This is a genomic window from Arthrobacter subterraneus (assembly GCF_900099735.1).
GTDB classification, from domain to species: Bacteria; Actinomycetota; Actinomycetes; order Actinomycetales; family Micrococcaceae; genus Arthrobacter_D; species Arthrobacter_D subterraneus.
Genome location: NZ_FNDT01000010.1, coordinates 116,559 through 133,404, shown reverse-complemented (window position 1 = coordinate 133,404; position 16,846 = coordinate 116,559). Strand labels below are relative to the sequence as shown.

Sequence of the window (16,846 nt, the reverse complement as noted above, 5' to 3'; positions counted from 1 at the left end):
ACCTTCCCGCCCGAAATCCCCGCCGAGAAACAAGCCATCCTCAACGCGCTTCAACACCCCAAACTCACGCACTAAGCCAATGAGCCAACTCAGGCGGCAGTTTCTTGTGAAGCGGATTGAATGAATAGGGCTGGGTCTTGCGGCTACCCGTGGATGGAAGCGCACCTGAAACGACTTCCGGCTCCGACGCGCTGCGCTCTGCTGAATCGATCAGTTTGAAAGCGGCCGCCCCTGTTCCGGCCAAGTGGGGGGCACTGATTTTCCGGCGGACGGGTTTCCCGCACGCGGGACATGCGTCAACTTCAGACGCTGTGCCCATGCGTTGGATGACTTCAAAGACGTCGCATTGTGGGCATACATATTCATATATCGGCATACAGCCGTCCTTTCTCTCCGGCAAATCTGAAAAATCAGGCAGGCGATACGGCCGCGCTCTCGTGCGGCGACGACTTGCCGTGCGGAACGCCCCTTCGCCCAAGGAAGAAAGCTGCTGCCAGAGCAGCAGCTGCAGCGACGGTGACGAGCACAGCCAACTCCGCATTCGTTTCGAATCTTCCCGTCAAAAGAAAGAACGCGGGTATGGTGCCCGTGATATGTGCAACGAAGATCGTGAACCAGCCAGTGGCATAGGTGAGCGATTCCCGGCCTAGGCCCAATAAGAGGAAGAACAGGAACCACAGCACTGCCCACGTCAGCCAGATGACACCGAACACCGGATCTCCGACGAGCGTGAATTGAAGGGCACCGATGACGACTGCACACGCCGCCACGAAGAGCGAGAACCAACCCAACCCTTCACCCCCGACATCGGTCACCTGCAGGATTCCCACGTACAGGTAAGTGAATCCGAACAGGTAGAGACCCGCAGCCCCGAAAATTGTGGGAAGGTCATTGTTTGACTGGATAAGAATGATTGTCGGAAATACAACCTGCATTGTGCCGACGAAGAAGTTGAGAATAGCTGCGGACCTGCCTGGGACGAGCCCGATAAGCATGAGCCCATTAATGAAGAGGACCGCACCGACGTATAACAAACCAACACTGCTCATGGCGCTCCGTCAGGATACAAAGAGTGAAAATCGATAAAAAACGCTATTTCAGCATGTCCCCGACGCTTGCCCGAAAATAGGAAACGACATCAAAAATATGAGGTTGTGAGCGCGACGATAGTCGCATCCAATCGATCTGTCAACGAAAGTTCCGGCTGTCCCACCCGGGTTTTCAGAAGCGCGCACACGTAATGCCGACGGCTGCTGCAACCGCTGCTGCAACCGCGGTTCCCGCGCCGTAGAGCACCGCCCATATCGGCCGCCGGCACTGTAGCAGCCGGACCGTTTCAACGCTCGCCGTACTGAAAGTCGTGTAGCCGCCGAGGAACCCAGCTCCGGTGATTAACTGCCATTCCGACGAGATGCGGCCACTCAACGCAGCGCCCACAAGCAAACCCAGGAGCAGCGATCCGCTGACATTGATGAGAAAGGTGCCGAGGGGGAGCGAGTTGCCCGCGCGGGCACTGATGAGGCCATCAACGATGAAGCGGGTGCCGGCACCCAGGCCTCCCGCCAAGCTGAGAAAGAGGATGATCATGCCGCGCCCGATTCATGCTCTGCAGGGTTGCCGCGTGAGCCGCCACGCCATAGAACCGCCACCTGAATGCCGGCCGCGGCGGCGGCCGGCCCCCCGAAAAGACTTAGCCCTGCGTACACCGCCGCGGCGTCGAACCACCCGGAGCCAAGGAGAGTAGTCACATCCAGCGCCAGCGCACTGTAGGTGGTGAAAGCGCCAAGGAAGCCCGTTCCCGCAAACAGCCGCGCCATTCCCTTGACACCGCCAGCGACATGGGCCCGTGCAAGGCTCTCCAGTAACATACCCAGGGCGAATGCACCGGCCAGGTTCACGGCTAGAGTGGGCAAAGGCCAACCGCCCGGGGCCGGCAGCGCGACGCTCAAACCGTACCTGGCGAGAGTGCCGAAAACACCACCCGCCCCGACCAGCAGCACACAGGAGAGCCTCAAATAGGGCGGACGCGGTTGGTACCGCGCTTTTTCGTTCCTTCGTTTCAACAGAAAATCCCGCCTGCCGATAGACCGGCTCGCTTAGTACGCCAAACAGTCTAGGTACCATTGCCGCGGTTAGGCGCAGCTTCTGAGCGCTTTCTTTACCTGACAGAATTTCTAGCATGACTTCAACCCGCCCCTTCGCCCAGGTCGACGTGTTTTCCTCCACTCCGTATCTCGGCAACCCTGCCGCCGTCGTACTGGATGGTCAAGGGCTCGACGACGACGCGATGCAGCGCGTCGCCCGCTGGACCAACCTGTCCGAAACCACGTTCCTGCTGCCGCCCACAGACCCGGGTGCCGATTACCGCGTGCGGATCTTCACGCCGGGAGGCGAACTCCCGTTCGCGGGCCACCCGACACTCGGTTCCGCGCACGCGTGGCTGGAAGCCGGCGGCGCTCCGAAGCGGGGCGACGTCGTCGTACAGGAGTGTGCCGCAGGGCTGATCGAGGTGAGGCGCGGGAACGGGATCCTGTCCTTCGCCGCGCCCGCCCCCCAGCGGACCGGCGAGTTGGAGAACGGGTATCTGGCGCAGGTTGTCACCGCGTTCGGCATTCGCGAGGATCAGGTGCTCGCGCACCAGTGGGTGGACAACGGGCCGGGCTGGGCCGTCATTCGGCTGGCAACCGCGCAGGAAGTCCTCGACCTGGAACCCGACCTGTCGCAGATCCCGAAGGCGATGATCGGCGCGATCGGCGCCTATCCCGAGGGTTCCGAGTACGCCTACGAGATGCGGACCTTCGCGCCCGCCGCCGGCATCGCCGAAGATCCCGTATGCGGAAGCATGAACGCGTCCGTGGGTCAGTGGCTCACTGCCAGCGGTGCCATGCCGAACACCTACCGGGTCTCGCAGGGCAGCCGGCTGGGCCGGGCGGGCGACATCTCAATCACAGCCGACGACGACGGCACCGTCTGGGTGGGCGGCGCCACGACAACGTGCTTCCGTGGTACCGCCCGGATCTGAAGTGAGCTACCTTGTCGCGACGCTGACGACGGCGGTGGCCTCCATTTCCAGACCCGCCGCGTGGTTGAGCGCGCTTACTCCCGCTACCGCGCGGGCAGGACGGTGGGAGCCGATCCACTCCCCGTAGATTTCGTCGAACGCCTTCCAGTTGCCCAGGTCGGTGAGGTAGACCCTCACCTGGACCAGGTCGGTGCGCTGGAGTCCGGCTGTGGTGAGGCAGGCGTCGAGGTTGCTCAGCGTCTGGCGAGCCTGCACCGCAAAGCTTTCCGAGGTGACCGGGTTCCCCTCACCGTCCACTGGCAGCTGGCCCGAAATGTAGGCGGTGCCGTGAGCGATGACCACGTGGCTGTACTTCCCGCGGGGAGGCATCAGGGCGTCGGCGTTGATCTGTTTGATGACCGGTTCGTTTGGCTGCATGACGTTTACTGTAGGTGGTTGCCGCATCACCATCCCAGTGACCCGGCGAGCGCAGTAACTCCGGCAAGCAGCAGCCGACGCGCCTGGACAGGGAAACGTTATCGACCGGCTTCTTATGTTGCACCGGCGTGAACTGTTGCTGTGCTAAGCCCCTGCGCGAAGCTTTTCACTTATCTGCATGACTGTGTCAACGACCAACGGAGCTACCTGCTGAACACGTTGCGCCGTCATTTCATGATCCAGTCCGGAGCAGCTCACGCCTCCAACGACCCTTCCGTTTCCATCGCGCAGGACAGTGCCGACACAGCGGATGTGCAATTCGTTCTCTTCATCGTCCACCGACCAACCACGCTTGCGAATGACCTCGATCTGCTCCCATAGCGCCCGTTTTGACATGATCGTCTTGGCCGTTCGACGTTGCAGGGTGGCAGTACCGACCAGGCTGCACGCCGAACTCTCGTCCATTCCGGCCAGCACTGCCTTCCCAATCGCGGTCGACCACAAGGGAATGGAGTCCCCCACTCTGGAGCGCATCTGATAGGACGCCGGTCCATCAATCTTCGCGATGTACACCAGACCGTCCTGTCCGTAGCGGGCCATGTGAACAGTGAAGCCCACGCGATCGCGCAAGGCGTGAAGGTAGGGTATGGCTACGTCTACAAGCCGCTCATCATTCTGAAGCAACGGCACCAGCCCGTGCATTCGCATACCGGGCCGATACGTCCGATCCGTTTGCTGATCCACCCATCCGTTTTCAGTCAGGTCGCTGAGCATCCGGTGTACCGTACTAACCGACAATCCGGTGGCCACCGAAATATCTGAGACGCGGTGGTGAACCGCAACGGCCTCAAGCACTGCGAGGCCTTTCATCAGGGATGAACGTTGTTGCTGCGTCGGAACCGCTTGCATGGCAGTCATCGCCCCATCCAACCACCATCGACCACAAGCGTGTGACCATTCACATATCCCGCTTCCGGGCCAGCGAGGAAGGCCACCGCCCCGGCGATGTCTTGAGGATTGCCCCAACGACCAGCTGGGATACGCTCACGGATGGCGCGCTCCCGATTGGCATCATTACGCAGCGCCTCGGTATTATTGGTCGAGATGTATCCGGGTGCGACTGCATTCACGGTGACCCCGTTGGTCGCCCATTCATTGGCCAACGCTTTGGTCAAACCAACCACGGCGTGCTTGGACGCCGTGTATGAGGGTACGTTGATCCCGCCCTGAAAAGACAACAGGGAAGCGATGGATACCACCCTGCCGTAACCTCGACCTATCATTCCGACGCCGAACACCTGACTCAGATGCCAGATGGTATCCAGATTCACGGAGAGTACCCGCCTCCAGGCATCCGGAGCATGAGCGGCTGCAGGTTCGCGGTGGATAATGCCAGCGTTATTGACCAGAATGTCGACATCCCCCATCCGCTCGGCCTGAGCGCGGGCGTTCAGCGGGTCAGACAGGTCTGAAAGAACGACGTCGACCTTACCGCCGAAAGCGGCAACTGATACAGCTGCCTCCTCCAGGTCACGGTGCCCCCAGAGCGTGACGTCGGCTCCCCCCTGGGCGAGACGTTGCGCACACGCCAGGCCAATGCCGGTGCGTGCGCCGGTCACAACCGCCCGTTGGCCCTCGAACGGGCGGGAAAAGTTGGCGGTCATCGGAGATCACCCGGCTTCACGGCTTCCACGTCGGTGTAGTCAATATTCTCCCCCGCCATCGCCCAGACGAAGGAATAGGCCGCGGTGGCGCTGCCGCTGTGGATTGACCACGGAGGGGAAACCACGGCATCCCGGTTTCCCAGAATCAACTGTCGGACATTTTGCGGTTCGCCCATCTGGTGGAAGAGGACTGCGTCTCCCAACCCGTCGTAGAGGTAAATTTCCGTTCGGCGGTTATGCACGTGCGGTGGCATGGTGTTCCATACCGAGCCTGCGCTCAAGGTGGTGACACCAAGAACCAGTTGGTTCGACTCGATGCCGTCAGCGTGAATGTACTTGCGAATGGTCCGCACATTTGCTTCCTCGGGAGATCCGAGATGCAACGCTTCCACCTCGTCACGGGAGGCGAGTGCCGCCGTCGTGCGCTTATGAGCCGGCGCGGAGACCAGATAGACGACGCCATGGCCGGATAAAGTGACCGAGGATGTGCCGCAGGGCAGGTAGAGCACGTCGTGCACACTGACGTCCCAGGAGCCATCGCTTGAGGTCACAGAAACTGTTCCCTCCAGCCCCACGATGCCCAATTCCCGGCGAGCCAGGAAGTCCACCGAGCGCAGTTCCGGCGGGCTGTTGAGCTGGAGGGAAGGACCGAGGAGAACGGCACCACCGATCACGATCCGGTCATCGTGCGCATAGGAAAACCGGATCTCCCCGGGTGCAAACAGGTCCGAGACCACAAACCGTTCCCGCAGGTCTTCGTTGCTCAGTCCGTCCACGTCCTCGGGATGCGTGCTCCACAGGCGTCTCATCTATCGCTCCTTCTCCTCGGTAAATCAGACGCCACTCATCGATGGCGTCGTCTGCGTCATCGCTTTACCCTGTCACATTTTCTGCTGACCGGAAAGTCTCTTTCCATTTTTAGCAAAATCAGTCATGCTCCTTAGGTGTTCGTGACGTAGAGCACTGTCCTGCTGCGGCGGGATCACCATCAAGGAGGATGTAAGTGGCTAAGAAAAGACGGATGACAACCCGCCTGCTGACCGCCGCCGGAGCTACTGTGCTGCTCGCAGCCTGTGCTCCCGGCCAGGTCGTAGGAGAAGGTAGCAACGCAGAAGGCAACCCGCTCGAGGTGCAGAGCGTTGATCCCGCCGAATTCGCGGGCGAAACCATGAGCTACGTGTATTTCACTGACGGGCCGGACGAGCAGGCAACACGTGATCTCATCGCGGAGTTTGAAGACGAATATGACGTGACTGTCGAGCTTGAGGTCCTCCCCTACGCGGACCTTGTCACGTCAGTTCAGGCGCGCCTCTCCGGCGGAAACGCGCCCGACGTCGTCAGGCTCACCGGCCTGACAGACTTCCGTGCAGATCTTCTGGACCTGCGCACCTACCTCGGCGAAGACTATGCCGACGAGTTTCTTCCCGGACCGGTAACCGGGGCAACCGGCGACAACGGTGAACTCCTCGCCGTCCCCTCGGACGCAACCCTCAACGGGCCGTTCATCAACGTCGACATGTTCAAGGAAGCCGGCGTCGAGCTTCCTGACGCCGCCGCCCCCTGGACCTGGGAAGAGATGGTCGACTCAGCGACTGAAGTGCAGGAAACCACCGGTTCGGAGTACGCCTTCGCCATGGACAAGTCGGGCCACCGCGTCTCGACGATCCTGAGCCAGTACGGAACCGCCCTGGTAGCAGGTAATGAAGCCGTCCTCGACACTGCCAAGGCCGAACAGGCACTCACCCCACTCATCGAAATGATGGGAGACACCCGGATGCCACGCGATTTCTGGCTCGGCTCCGGCACTCGATATGAAGGTGCAAACGAGATCTTCCTCGCTCAGGACACCCCGATCTACCTGTCCGGCAACTGGCAGGTGGGTCAGTTCGCAGCCAACGCGGAATTCGATTGGGCGGTTGCTCCCAACCCCTGTGCCGAAGAATGCGGCGGTTTCCCCGGCGGAAAGTACATGGCTGCCTTGGCAGAGGGCCCCAATCCTGCGTTGGCCGCTGAGTTCATCCGGTTCATGAATACTGCCGAGAATCAGGAGACGTTCATCACCGCCGGCGGCTTCCTGCCCACCCGCGCAGACCTGTCTGAAGAGGGAGTGGAATACCCGGAGCGTCAGGAAGACATGGATGTATTCCTCCAGGATCTGGAGAGGACGCCTGAACTCGGATACGAAGCGAACGCAGCACCTGCATTTGCCGGCGCCGGAACGGAACTGGTTGAGGAGATCTCGAAGGTACTTGCCGACGAGAAGGACCTGACCACCGCTATGAGTGACCTGAAGAAGAACACTGAATCGCTCGTGGAGGAACTTGCCCCATGATTGAGGCACCCATAAAGCAGGCTCAGCGGCGTCGGAAGCCGCCGCTGAGCCTGCGTGTGGCCCCTTACCTGTTTCTGCTGCCGAACATGGCAATCTTTGCGCTTTTCACGATCTGGCCTGCCATCAACGGTTTCAACATCTCGCTCTACTCCTCGTCAAACGGACGGACGTTCCGCTGGGAAGGAACGGGGAACTATCAGCAGATTCTCGGCGACGGAGAATTCTGGGGCATCGTGATCAATACCGTCGTCTATGCGGTAACTTTTGTTCTGCTGTCAATCGTCATCGGCATCATGCTCGCTGTGCTTGTGGATCAGCAGCGCCGCGGTCGCTCCTTCTTCCGAGCAGCCTTCTTTATCCCGGTTCTCATCTCACCGGTGGTTGTCGGCCTGGTTTGGAACTGGATGCTGGAGCGCAAGAACGGTCTGCTGAACACCTTTCTTGGCACTTTCGGCGTACCGGAAATACCATGGCTGATCGATAACACGCTGGCACTCATAGCAGTCATCGTGGTTGGCGCTTGGATGCAGGTGGGCTTCTACATGCTGATCCTCCTTGCAGGACTTCAGAGCATCGATCCGACGCTGTACGAGGCTGCAGGCATAGACGGCGCCTCCCGCTGGAGCCAGTTCAGGAATATCACCCTTCCGCTGCTTCAGCCCAGCGTCCTCGTTGTGGTGGTGCTCTCCACCATCCACGGGTTCCAGGCGTTCGACTACATCTACACCCTGACAGGTGGCGGTCCGGTCGGCGCCACAACGCTGATCGTCCAGTACATCTATGAGAACGGTTTTGTCTCGCCCATCCGGTACGGCGACGCCGCTGCGGGAAGCGTTCTGCTTTTCTGCGCAATATTCGCAATCACTATCGGCAATTACGTGATCGGCCGCAAGAGGGAGGCAGTATGAGCACCGCGCCAACCGTCGCACCGTCGTCGCAGGATACGGGCCCAAAGCATACCTGGACCTCAACGGGCAAGGGAAAGGTCACCGCAACCGACGCCCTGCGTGTCGTCATTCTGGTCACCTCAGCGCTCGTGGCGCTCATCCCGATCGTCTGGCTGGTTCTCGGCTCCTTCAAAACACCGACCGAGCTCTCACAGCGGCCACCGTCTCTGCTGCCGGATTCCTGGGGGCTCACGAACTACGCTGACGCGCTCACGCGGTTTGATTTCGGAACCTATCTGATGAACAGCGTTATCGTCACCATTGCGGCGACGCTGCTCACTCTGATGATCAACTCAATGGCTGCCTATGCGCTGGCCAAATACAACTTCCGCGGCCGAAACGCCCTGTTTCTGCTCACGCTCGCGACGATCATGATCCCGCTGCAGGTGATTCTGATCCCGGTGTACCAGGTTGTGGCGTCCTTCGGGATGGTCGACACATTATGGGGGCTCATCATCCCGGCCGCGGCAACCCCCACCGGGGTCTTCATCCTGCGCCAGTACATGCTGTCCATTCCGGATGAGCTGATCGAGGCTGCGCGCGTTGACGGTGCAGGTGAATTCAAGATTTTCCTCCGCATCGTTCTGCCGATCTGCCGGCCGGCACTTGCTGTTGTTGCCATTCTCTCCATCATGTGGCGGTGGAACGATTTCCTCTGGCCGCTGGTCGTCGCGCAGAGCGAGAGTACCTACACCCTGCCCGTGGCCCTGGCACGTTTCACGGCCCAGGAAACCGTTCCCTTCAACCTCATCATCGCGATGAGTGTGGTGAGCATACTGCCGGTCATCATCCTGTTCCTGTTTTTCCAGAAGCAGATCACCACCGGCATTGCCAACACCGGCATTAAGTAAATGCACCTGCCGACACACCCTTCCGAACTTGCAAAGGAATAACGCATCTCATGAGTGAAGCTTCGCTGCCTACGAACAGGACCGTGCACTACACGGACCCGGATGGCACCGTCCGTGACTGGCTGGTTTCCCCCGCTTGGGCGGCGCCCTGTGAGGACCTGGAGAACTTCCTCTCACCCGACGGCGAACCGTGGGGCCAGGGCCGGTGGGTTCTCACCAACGGTCCCGACGTCGGTGAACTCAAGGAGCGTCTCTACCAGGCCCACCCCATCCAGACAGCTCAGGAACTCCCCCAGCCCACCGAGCGCGGCAGCATCCGATGGTCGGCTGATGGGTCAACATTTGACGCCACCTGGCGCAGGACGCGCACCGGAAAAGACGGCCTCTTGGACTGGTCGGCGTTCTGCTTCACCCCCGAATACCGCTATTCGCTCGCAAGCACGGTCCTGGAGGTCGACCAGAGTGACTGGCGCACCCTTGAACTGCACACCACCGGCCCGTTCGTTCTGTGGCTGGACGGTGAAGTGGTCCTTCAGAGCGGCAAGGTGTCCTATATGGAGCCGGAGGTGCACTCAGTCCGGGTCCGGCTGCGCTCCCGTACGACGACGGTGCACCTCGCTACCTGGCAAGTTGCCTTCCGCGAATGTCGCCAGATCGCCCGGCTGCGCGTGATCGGGCTGCCTGTCCGCGTCGTCATACCCTCACCGGGTGCCGACGAGATAGCCGCACGCTTGGCCGAAACCATCCTGGCGCAGATCGCGTCGCCGTCCTGGGCGCAGGAAGGCAGCGAAGGCACGCTTCAGGCACCCGCCGGAACCGCGCTTCGGCTACGCGTCGGTGAGGATGCTTCCTGGCAACATTTGCGCGCCGACTCTACCGGAACTGTGACCTATCTGCTGGAGGACGCACCCGAGGAAGAGGACGAGGGTGCCGACGTCGCCCGTACCGCCGGCGCCTCGATGCTCTCCAGCGGCGAGAGCATCGTCGAAGTGGGTCTCGATGACGCCCGCTGTCCTCAGACTCTCCGGATGCGGGTGGCGGTCCTGCCGCCTCTGAGCGCCAGTGAACCCATCGGTAACCCGGAATCCTGGCGGCAGGAGGTTCTCGAACACGTCACCGGCGGCGGTGACGCTCCACCACGCGAATCCGGTGTAGCCGGTCTGCTGGGACGTTACGCGCTTGACACGACGACGACGGTGGGTGCCGGCGACCTCGAATCCGCGCTTCACCGTGTGCTCACCCGGGGTGACTGCGCCGACTTCGAGGTCGTCTCGCTGCTTCTTGCCTGGCACTGGATCCCGGAAAGCCAGTGGGATGCCGCCGTTCGAAAGGATGTTGCGGCAGCAATCACAGGCATGAAGTACTGGATTACCCAACCGGGCCTGGATGCCATGTGCTACTTCACCGAGAACCACCAGTTCGTGTGGCATGTCGCCGAGCTCCTCGCAGGGGAGACCTTCGCGGACAGGGTATTCAGCGTCGACGGCCGCACCGGCGCAGAGCACGCCGACGAAGCGCGGGCACGCGCGGCAGGCTGGCTCACCCGCAAGTTGAGGGGAGGTTTCAGCGAGTTCGACTCCAACGCCTACCTCGCCATCGACAGCTACGCGCTGTGCACACTGATTGAACTTGGTCAGGACGAATCGCTGGTCAAGGCCTCCCGCACCCTGCTGGACAAGGCCCTCGTAACACTGGCCACCAACTCCTGGCGCGGAACGCATGGCGCTGCCCACGGCCGGTCCTACGTGCACACCCTGCGCAGCTCCCGGTTCGAGGAAACCTCACCGGTCCTCCGCCTGATCGCCGGCGTCGGGACCCTGAACGATGCCGTATTACCGGTCACAGCGCTTGCCTTGGCGCGCAAATACGAAATTCCTGACGTCGTTCGCGAACTCGCCGGCAACCAGCCGGATGAATGGTGGGGACGGCAGGTGTATCGCGGCGAACTCGCCTACGAGCGGGACCTTTTGGAGCGCCCCTACCGCTCCGATCTGCGCATCTACAAGACCCCCGAAGTGATGCTGTCCAGCGTCCAGGATTACCGCGCGGGCCTGCCCGGACTCCAGGAGCACATCTGGGGTGCTACCCTCGGCCGCGAGCTGCAGGTTTTCGTCACTCACCCGGCCAATTCCGACACCGGCTCCTCTGCCCGTCCGAATGCCTGGGCAGGCCACCGTATTCTCGGCCGCGTGCACCAGCACCGTGACGCGCTGGTGCACATGCAGCGGTTCACCACTACCGATCCGCAGCGCACCACGCACCTTTGGCTACCCATCGCGCAGACCGATGAGCACGTGGTCGCCGGCGACTGGATCATAGCCCGCCGTGGGGAAGGCTATGTCGCCGTCGCGACACCCGGTGGCGTACGGCCGGTCCTTGCGGGCGAAACAGCGTGGCAGGAGTGGCTCCCTGCCGAGGGCGGCTCTGCATGGGTCTCCCTGGTCGGGCGCGTCGGCGCTGACGGCGACTTCGCTCAGTGGGTTCACCTTGTCACCTCCAGTACACTTCAGTGGCACCCGCGAGGAGAGGATGACCCGGGAGTGCGGTTCGAACGCGCGGACAAACCGACCCTTGAGGTCACCTTCGACACTGCGTTCCTGGTGGACGGAATACCCGCAGGCCTGGTGGACGGCCTTCCCGAACACGAGCCCCATCTGGACAACCCCGCCGTGCACGCGGAGTTCGGCGATGCCGTCACCGAGGTGAGGTGGGGTGGCAAGTCCTTGACGCTGGAGATTGCCGACGCCATCTCCGGGATGGTTGCGAGTTACCCACTCGACACCGCCGGCACGCCCCTTGACCTGGTAGGAGGAGCCTCCAATGGCCGGTGAAGATACCACCTCAGCCGAGCTTTCAGCTCCGCCGCTGAAACCGCTGTCCCGGGAGAAACTCATTGCGAACCTCGGTGGCCTGGAAAACTCATTAATTTCCGGCACGGAGGGCCTGGGCATCAAGCGCTGGTTCTGGGGCGAAGGCGTATGCCTGCTGGCACTCGGGCGGGGAGCAGTCGCCCGCGGCACCGAAACCCCGGAGCTCATCACCTCCTTCACGAGTTCCTTCATTGACAGCCCCCCGGTACTGGAGCACGTCAACAACCTCGCTCCGGGCGCAGCGATCGCTGAGCTACACCGCCGGGCGCCCAGCCCGGCTACCGAGGAGCTGCTTGAGGCCTGCGTCCGCTGGTACAAGGTTGCCCCGGAAGCCACCCGCGCACCGAATGGAGCGCTGGAGCACTGGCCCGGTGGTGTGTGGGCCGACACCGTCTACATGGCCGGGGAATTCCTGCTGCGGGCGGGCATCACCCTGGAACGGCCGGAACTGGTGCAGGAGTCAGTCAACCAGTGGATCGCCCATGCGGAGCTGCTGCAGGATGACGCCACCGGTCTCTTCGTCCATGGCACCCACGGCGGCGCCCGCATCGATAACTTCTGGGGACGCGCCAATGCCTGGACCTCTCTTGCTGCAGCCGATCTCCTCGCGCTCGCCCCCGCAGCTGACGGAATCGCTGAGGTTCGGGAACGGCTTCAGCAGCAATTGAACGCGCTGGCAGCGCTCCAGCCCGAACACGGAGTGTGGGACGTTCTCGTTGACGGGCAGCTGGAAGTCCGAGGTGTGCTTGAAACATCCGCGGCCGCCGGCATCGGCGCGGCCATGCTGCGGACTGACGCGCTGCTGCAGGGCACTTCCCAGGGGCAGTCCTCAAGCACATTGCGCCAAGCCGGTGAGCGTGCAATCCGTGGCGCCCTCGCGTACGTCGAGGACGGCGTGCTCACCCGGGTAAGCGCAGGCACCGTCCTGCAGCTGATCCCGTTCGGCTATTCGGTCATCCGCGATGACCGGATTCAGCCGTGGGGCCAGGGTCTGGCCCTCGAGGCAATCGCCGCCTGGCGCGAAACCACCAAAAACACCAACCCATGAATCAGCAGGAGGACGCATGATCGACGACCGATACGCCCATAACCCTGACGATGTTGCCCTGATGACGACGGCGGACCTTCGTGAAGCGTTCCTTCGCGAGGATTTGTTCCAGCCCGGCCAGGTCAACGGAGTGCATACCCACCACGACCGGATCCTCGCTCTGGGCATCGTTCCCCTCGATGACCCACTGCATCTACCGGTTCCTGACCTGATAAGTGCGGAACACCTCCTGCAGCGGCGCGAAGCCGGCGTCATCAATGTCGGAGGTCCCGGCGTCGTGCATGCGGACGGGAACCAGTACGAGGTACCTCACACCGGAACCATGTATCTCGGCCGTGGAACGAATGACATTTCCTTCGCCTCCGTGGACTCGAACGAACCCGCTGCCTTCTACGTGTTTACTGCGACGTCGCACCAGGACCTTCCCACAACCCTCATCACCCCGGACATGGTGAATGTGGTCGAACTGGGCTCGGAGGACGCCGCTAACCGCCGCACCCTGAACCAGTGCATCCATGAAGGCGGAACGAAGAGTTCGCAGATAGCGTTCGGATTCACACGGATTCACACGGGCAGCGCGTGGAACACCATGCCGGCTCACACCCATGACCGACGCACTGAGTGCTACCTGTACTTCGATCTGGACCCCGAGGATCGGGTCTTCCACTTCATGGGTGAGCCAAGCGAGACCCGCCACCTTGTGGTCGCGAACCGCGAACTCGTCATATCTCCGAGCTGGTCCGTGCACTTTGGGGCGGGCACCGGGGCATACACGTTCGTCTGGGCCACGGCCGGTGAGAACACGACGTACAACGACATGGACAGCGTCAGCGTTACGGACATGGCATGACGGCTCCAGAAGAGGTCCTCACCACGGTTGGCGACCTGGGGCTGGTTCCCGTCATCGTTCTTGATGACGCCGACGACGCAGTGCCTCTGTTGACTACCCTCCGCGAAGCCGGACTGCCCATAGCCGAAATCACTTTTCGTACCCCGGCAGCAGCGGACGCGCTGAAGGCGGTGCGTGACGCCGGGCTCACTGAAGGAATCGACGCTGTTCAGCTCGGAGCCGGTACAGTGACCACCATTGAGCACGTGGACAGCGCGATTGAGGCGGGCGCAAAGTTCATCGTCTCGCCCGGGTTCAGCCCCAAGATTGTGCAACACTGCCAGGACCGCGGCATCGTTGTCATACCTGGCGCTGTGACCGCCACGGAGATTCAGGGCTGTCTCGAAATGGGCCTGACCACGCTGAAATTCTTTCCGGCGTCGACCTCAGGCGGACCGGAAGCGGTGAAGGCCATTGCCAGCCCGTTTAAGTCGGTTCGGGTGATTCCCACCGGGGGAATCGACGTCGGAAATGTTGCCGGTTATCTCAGTCTGCCCAATGTCTGCGCCGTCGGCGGCAGCTGGATGGTTCCGCGTTCTGCGATTCAGTCGCGGAATTTTTCTATCATCCGGTCACTGACCCAAGAGGCTGTTGCGGTGATTCGGTCAATCCGGAAAGAGGCAAAACCATGATTCCCGATGGCGGTGCTGACCGAGCGCTGGGTGTCATCACACTGGGCGAAACCATGGCATTGCTCAAGACGGAGGGCGTTGGCCCCCTCTCACACGCGCGCTCCCTCACCATGGGAATCGGGGGGGCCGAGAGCAACGTTGCTATCGCGTTGAAACGCCTCGGAGTTCCTACAGCGTGGATCGGCCGGATTGGGAACGACAGCTTTGGACAACTCATTGAGAGGGAGTTACGCGCAGAGGGGCTCAGCGTGCTGGCTGTCCTGGATGAATCGGCCCCAACTGGCATCATGGTCAAGGAGCGACGAACTCCCGGCACCATCCGGGTCGCCTATTACCGCAACGACAGCGCAGGCTCCCGACTCTGCAGGGATGATATTCCTGCAGACCTTTTTCCTCAGGCACGGCTGCTGCACCTGACAGGAATCACACCAGCCTTGTCCGCATCTGCTGCCGACGCGGTCCAGTACGCCATAGACTGTGCACGGTCCGCGAACGTCGCGGTTTCCTTTGACCTCAACTACCGTTCATCACTATGGTCAGCGGACACCGCACGCTCGGCTTATCTCGCGCTGATCTCTCAGTCCGACATCGTTTTTGCTGGCGACGATGAGGCAGCCATCGCGGTGGAACGCAATGATGATCCGCTGTTGCTCGCCGAGCGCATCGTTCAGCTTGGTCCAAGCCAGGCAGTGATCAAGCTCGGTGCCGCAGGTTGCGCGGCCCTCGTCGACGGCGAAAGGCACCATCAGCCCGCGATCCCCGTCCAAGCCGTCGACACCGTGGGAGCAGGAGACGCTTTCGTCGCCGGCTATCTTTCCGAACTGCTTGCCGGGGAGAACGTTCCCCAGCGGCTGCTGACGGCGGTACGGGCCGGAGCCTTCGCTTGCCTGGTTCCCGGCGACTGGGAGGGCATGCCGCATCGATCTGAACTGCCGCTGCTTGAAGCGACTGAACCGGTCATTCGCTAGACGTCTTTCGAGAGTCCCGGGCGCAGCACTGCCGGGGCAACCAGTCGATATTTTGTCCCGGGTACAGATGCCGAGATGCCGCCTACTCTTGTTCCTGTAGGAACGGGGACTGACAAGAGGCATCCATGAAGCAATACGCAGCAGACACCGTCCGGAAGCAGATCCTTTCGGTTCTGGCCGCCTGGGGCATGGCTCCGGAGCGGGCGGAAATCACCGCGGAAGTCATGGTGGACACCGATCTGCTGGGCATTGATTCGCACGGCATTTCCATGCTGCCCATGTATCAGCGGCTGATCGACGCAGGGAAGCTGGACACCGGCGCGGAGATGGTCATCGAGCGGGAAGGTGCATCGACCGCCGTCGTCAATGGGGGCCATAACCTCGGCCACTCGACCATGGTCACGGCGATGCAGCTGGCCACCGCCAAGGCGCGGGAGACCGGCGTCGGGGTGGTGACCGTGAAGCGTTCCCATCATTTCGGTGCGGCCGGGTATTACGCGCGGATCGCCGTCGACTCCGGGCAGATCGGTCTGGTCACCTCGACCACTCCCACCAAGACGGTGGTCCCCACCCGCGGTTCCAGGCCCGTGCTCGGGACCAATCCGCTTGCGTTTGCGGCGCCGAGCGCCAACGCCGACGAGCCTTTTCTCCTCGACATGTCCACCAGCACGGTGGCTATGAACAAGGTGAAGGTCTACGACTATCTCAGCAAGCCGCTTCCCGCGGGGTGGGTGCTTGACGGGCTCGCCCAGCCGGTCACCGATTCCCACGCCGCCTACAGCCAGCTGCGCGAGCAGCAACACGGCGGGCTGAGCCCGCTGGGCGGCACGGAAGCGCTGTCCAGCCACAAGGGGTACGGGCTTGCGCTCATGGTGCAGATCCTGGCCGGCGCGCTCGCCGGAGCCACCTTTGCGCCGTTGCGGGAGCCGTCGGACCCGAACGACATCGGACACTTCTGCCTAGTGATTGACCCGGCATTCTTCGGGGATCGGGAGCAGTTCGCGGCGTCGGTGTCGCAGATTGTCGACACACTGCGGGCCGAACCGCCGGCGTCTCCGGACCGCCCGGTGCTGGTGCCCGGTGATATCGAGCGGACCGTCCGGGCCGAACGGCTGGAGGGCGGCATCCCGCTGAGCGACGCCCTCGTGGGCCAGATCCGCGACATCTGCACGCATAATGAGGCGCCGTTCCACCTTTGATGTTTTG

General features: G+C 62.0%; 18 protein-coding genes. 10 read left to right on the top strand and 8 right to left on the bottom strand.

What is annotated here, in order from left to right:
- Positions 1 to 64 precede the first annotated feature (64 nt).
- The 4 genes from BLS52_RS12045 to BLS52_RS12030 all read right to left on the bottom strand — a co-directional run bounded on the left by BLS52_RS12045 (position 65) and on the right by BLS52_RS12030 (position 2,000).
- Positions 65 to 376 carry an FmdB family zinc ribbon protein gene (locus tag BLS52_RS12045; protein ID WP_090586997.1) on the bottom strand — a complete coding sequence of 104 codons (312 nt, stop codon included), beginning with the start codon at positions 374 to 376 and terminating at the stop codon, positions 65 to 67.
- A gap of 34 nt (positions 377 to 410) precedes the next feature.
- The gene (locus tag BLS52_RS12040; protein WP_090586995.1) at positions 411 to 1,049 is read right to left on the bottom strand and encodes an AmiS/UreI family transporter; all 639 of its coding nucleotides are present in this window, start codon (positions 1,047 to 1,049) and stop codon (positions 411 to 413) included.
- 172 nt (positions 1,050 to 1,221) lie between these two features.
- Positions 1,222 to 1,587 (bottom strand): fluoride efflux transporter CrcB, encoded by a 366-nt coding sequence (gene crcB, locus BLS52_RS12035; protein ID WP_090586994.1) that lies wholly within the window; start codon positions 1,585 to 1,587, stop codon positions 1,222 to 1,224.
- Positions 1,584 to 2,000: a fluoride efflux transporter FluC gene (locus BLS52_RS12030; protein ID WP_090587020.1), complete on the bottom strand. Its 417-nt coding sequence runs from the start codon at positions 1,998 to 2,000 to the stop codon at positions 1,584 to 1,586. The genes crcB and BLS52_RS12030 overlap by 4 nt, the downstream gene beginning before the upstream one ends.
- Positions 2,001 to 2,179: 179 nt before the next feature.
- Here BLS52_RS12030 and BLS52_RS12025 point away from each other — a divergent pair, with 179 nt between their 5' ends.
- A complete protein-coding gene (locus tag BLS52_RS12025) occupies positions 2,180 to 3,022 on the top strand; it encodes a PhzF family phenazine biosynthesis protein (RefSeq protein ID WP_090586992.1) in 843 nt (280 codons plus the stop codon).
- A 6-nt stretch (positions 3,023 to 3,028) separates the two neighbouring features.
- Here the strand turns inward: BLS52_RS12025 and BLS52_RS12020 are convergent, their stop codons facing one another.
- The 4 genes from BLS52_RS12020 to kduI (BLS52_RS12005) all read right to left on the bottom strand — a co-directional run bounded on the left by BLS52_RS12020 (position 3,029) and on the right by kduI (BLS52_RS12005) (position 5,912).
- The gene (locus tag BLS52_RS12020; protein ID WP_217636752.1) at positions 3,029 to 3,439 is read right to left on the bottom strand and encodes a RidA family protein; all 411 of its coding nucleotides are present in this window, start codon (positions 3,437 to 3,439) and stop codon (positions 3,029 to 3,031) included.
- 144 nt (positions 3,440 to 3,583) lie between these two features.
- Entirely contained in the window at positions 3,584 to 4,357 is a 774-nt protein-coding gene (locus BLS52_RS12015) for an IclR family transcriptional regulator (RefSeq protein WP_090586990.1), read from the bottom strand.
- Entirely contained in the window at positions 4,354 to 5,103 is a 750-nt protein-coding gene (locus tag BLS52_RS12010; RefSeq protein ID WP_090586988.1) for an SDR family oxidoreductase, read from the bottom strand. Before BLS52_RS12010 ends, BLS52_RS12015 begins: the two co-directional genes overlap by 4 nt.
- Entirely contained in the window at positions 5,100 to 5,912 is an 813-nt protein-coding gene (kduI, locus tag BLS52_RS12005; protein WP_090586987.1) for a 5-dehydro-4-deoxy-D-glucuronate isomerase, read from the bottom strand. The genes BLS52_RS12010 and kduI (BLS52_RS12005) overlap by 4 nt, the downstream gene beginning before the upstream one ends.
- Before the next feature lie 194 nt (positions 5,913 to 6,106).
- Between kduI (BLS52_RS12005) and BLS52_RS12000 the strand changes: the two genes are divergently transcribed.
- The 9 genes from BLS52_RS12000 to BLS52_RS11960 all read left to right on the top strand — a co-directional run bounded on the left by BLS52_RS12000 (position 6,107) and on the right by BLS52_RS11960 (position 16,839).
- Positions 6,107 to 7,435: an extracellular solute-binding protein gene (locus BLS52_RS12000; protein WP_139186263.1), complete on the top strand. Its 1,329-nt coding sequence runs from the start codon at positions 6,107 to 6,109 to the stop codon at positions 7,433 to 7,435.
- Positions 7,432 to 8,343, top strand: coding sequence for a carbohydrate ABC transporter permease (locus BLS52_RS11995; RefSeq protein ID WP_090586983.1), 912 nt, complete (start codon positions 7,432 to 7,434; stop codon positions 8,341 to 8,343). The genes BLS52_RS12000 and BLS52_RS11995 overlap by 4 nt, the downstream gene beginning before the upstream one ends.
- A complete protein-coding gene (locus BLS52_RS11990; protein ID WP_090586982.1) occupies positions 8,340 to 9,233 on the top strand; it encodes a carbohydrate ABC transporter permease in 894 nt (297 codons plus the stop codon). The genes BLS52_RS11995 and BLS52_RS11990 overlap by 4 nt, the downstream gene beginning before the upstream one ends.
- Positions 9,234 to 9,283: 50 nt before the next feature.
- Positions 9,284 to 12,064, top strand: a complete 2,781-nt coding sequence (locus BLS52_RS11985) for a hypothetical protein (RefSeq protein ID WP_090586980.1) — start codon at positions 9,284 to 9,286, stop codon at positions 12,062 to 12,064.
- On the top strand, positions 12,054 to 13,151 hold the full coding sequence (locus BLS52_RS11980; RefSeq protein ID WP_090586979.1) for a glycoside hydrolase family 88 protein: 1,098 nt from the start codon (positions 12,054 to 12,056) through the stop codon (positions 13,149 to 13,151). The genes BLS52_RS11985 and BLS52_RS11980 overlap by 11 nt, the downstream gene beginning before the upstream one ends.
- Before the next feature lie 16 nt (positions 13,152 to 13,167).
- Complete coding sequence (gene kduI / locus BLS52_RS11975) at positions 13,168 to 14,001, top strand: 5-dehydro-4-deoxy-D-glucuronate isomerase (RefSeq protein ID WP_217636751.1); 834 nt, start codon at positions 13,168 to 13,170, stop codon at positions 13,999 to 14,001.
- Complete coding sequence (locus BLS52_RS11970) at positions 13,998 to 14,672, top strand: bifunctional 4-hydroxy-2-oxoglutarate aldolase/2-dehydro-3-deoxy-phosphogluconate aldolase (RefSeq protein ID WP_090586977.1); 675 nt, start codon at positions 13,998 to 14,000, stop codon at positions 14,670 to 14,672. The genes kduI (BLS52_RS11975) and BLS52_RS11970 overlap by 4 nt, the downstream gene beginning before the upstream one ends.
- Positions 14,669 to 15,640: a sugar kinase gene (locus tag BLS52_RS11965; RefSeq protein WP_217636750.1), complete on the top strand. Its 972-nt coding sequence runs from the start codon at positions 14,669 to 14,671 to the stop codon at positions 15,638 to 15,640. The genes BLS52_RS11970 and BLS52_RS11965 overlap by 4 nt, the downstream gene beginning before the upstream one ends.
- Positions 15,641 to 15,765: 125 nt before the next feature.
- Positions 15,766 to 16,839, top strand: a complete 1,074-nt coding sequence (locus tag BLS52_RS11960) for an Ldh family oxidoreductase (protein WP_090586975.1) — start codon at positions 15,766 to 15,768, stop codon at positions 16,837 to 16,839.
- The last annotated feature ends 7 nt before the right edge of the window (positions 16,840 to 16,846 follow it).

Coding starts and splice junctions, on each gene's coding strand:
- BLS52_RS12045 (WP_090586997.1), bottom strand. CDS start 376: ATGCCGATATATGAATATGTATGCCCACAATGCGACGTCTTTGAAGTC.
- crcB (WP_090586994.1), bottom strand. CDS start 1,587: ATGATCATCCTCTTTCTCAGCTTGGCGGGAGGCCTGGGTGCCGGCACC.
- BLS52_RS11970 (WP_090586977.1), top strand. CDS start 13,998: ATGACGGCTCCAGAAGAGGTCCTCACCACGGTTGGCGACCTGGGGCTG.
- BLS52_RS12040 (WP_090586995.1), bottom strand. CDS start 1,049: ATGAGCAGTGTTGGTTTGTTATACGTCGGTGCGGTCCTCTTCATTAAT.
- BLS52_RS12015 (WP_090586990.1), bottom strand. CDS start 4,357: ATGACTGCCATGCAAGCGGTTCCGACGCAGCAACAACGTTCATCCCTG.
- BLS52_RS12010 (WP_090586988.1), bottom strand. CDS start 5,103: ATGACCGCCAACTTTTCCCGCCCGTTCGAGGGCCAACGGGCGGTTGTG.
- BLS52_RS11995 (WP_090586983.1), top strand. CDS start 7,432: ATGATTGAGGCACCCATAAAGCAGGCTCAGCGGCGTCGGAAGCCGCCG.
- BLS52_RS11980 (WP_090586979.1), top strand. CDS start 12,054: ATGGCCGGTGAAGATACCACCTCAGCCGAGCTTTCAGCTCCGCCGCTG.
- BLS52_RS11960 (WP_090586975.1), top strand. CDS start 15,766: ATGAAGCAATACGCAGCAGACACCGTCCGGAAGCAGATCCTTTCGGTT.
- BLS52_RS11965 (WP_217636750.1), top strand. CDS start 14,669: ATGATTCCCGATGGCGGTGCTGACCGAGCGCTGGGTGTCATCACACTG.
- BLS52_RS11990 (WP_090586982.1), top strand. CDS start 8,340: ATGAGCACCGCGCCAACCGTCGCACCGTCGTCGCAGGATACGGGCCCA.
- kduI (WP_090586987.1), bottom strand. CDS start 5,912: ATGAGACGCCTGTGGAGCACGCATCCCGAGGACGTGGACGGACTGAGC.
- BLS52_RS12025 (WP_090586992.1), top strand. CDS start 2,180: ATGACTTCAACCCGCCCCTTCGCCCAGGTCGACGTGTTTTCCTCCACT.
- BLS52_RS12020 (WP_217636752.1), bottom strand. CDS start 3,439: ATGCAGCCAAACGAACCGGTCATCAAACAGATCAACGCCGACGCCCTG.
- kduI (WP_217636751.1), top strand. CDS start 13,168: ATGATCGACGACCGATACGCCCATAACCCTGACGATGTTGCCCTGATG.
- BLS52_RS11985 (WP_090586980.1), top strand. CDS start 9,284: ATGAGTGAAGCTTCGCTGCCTACGAACAGGACCGTGCACTACACGGAC.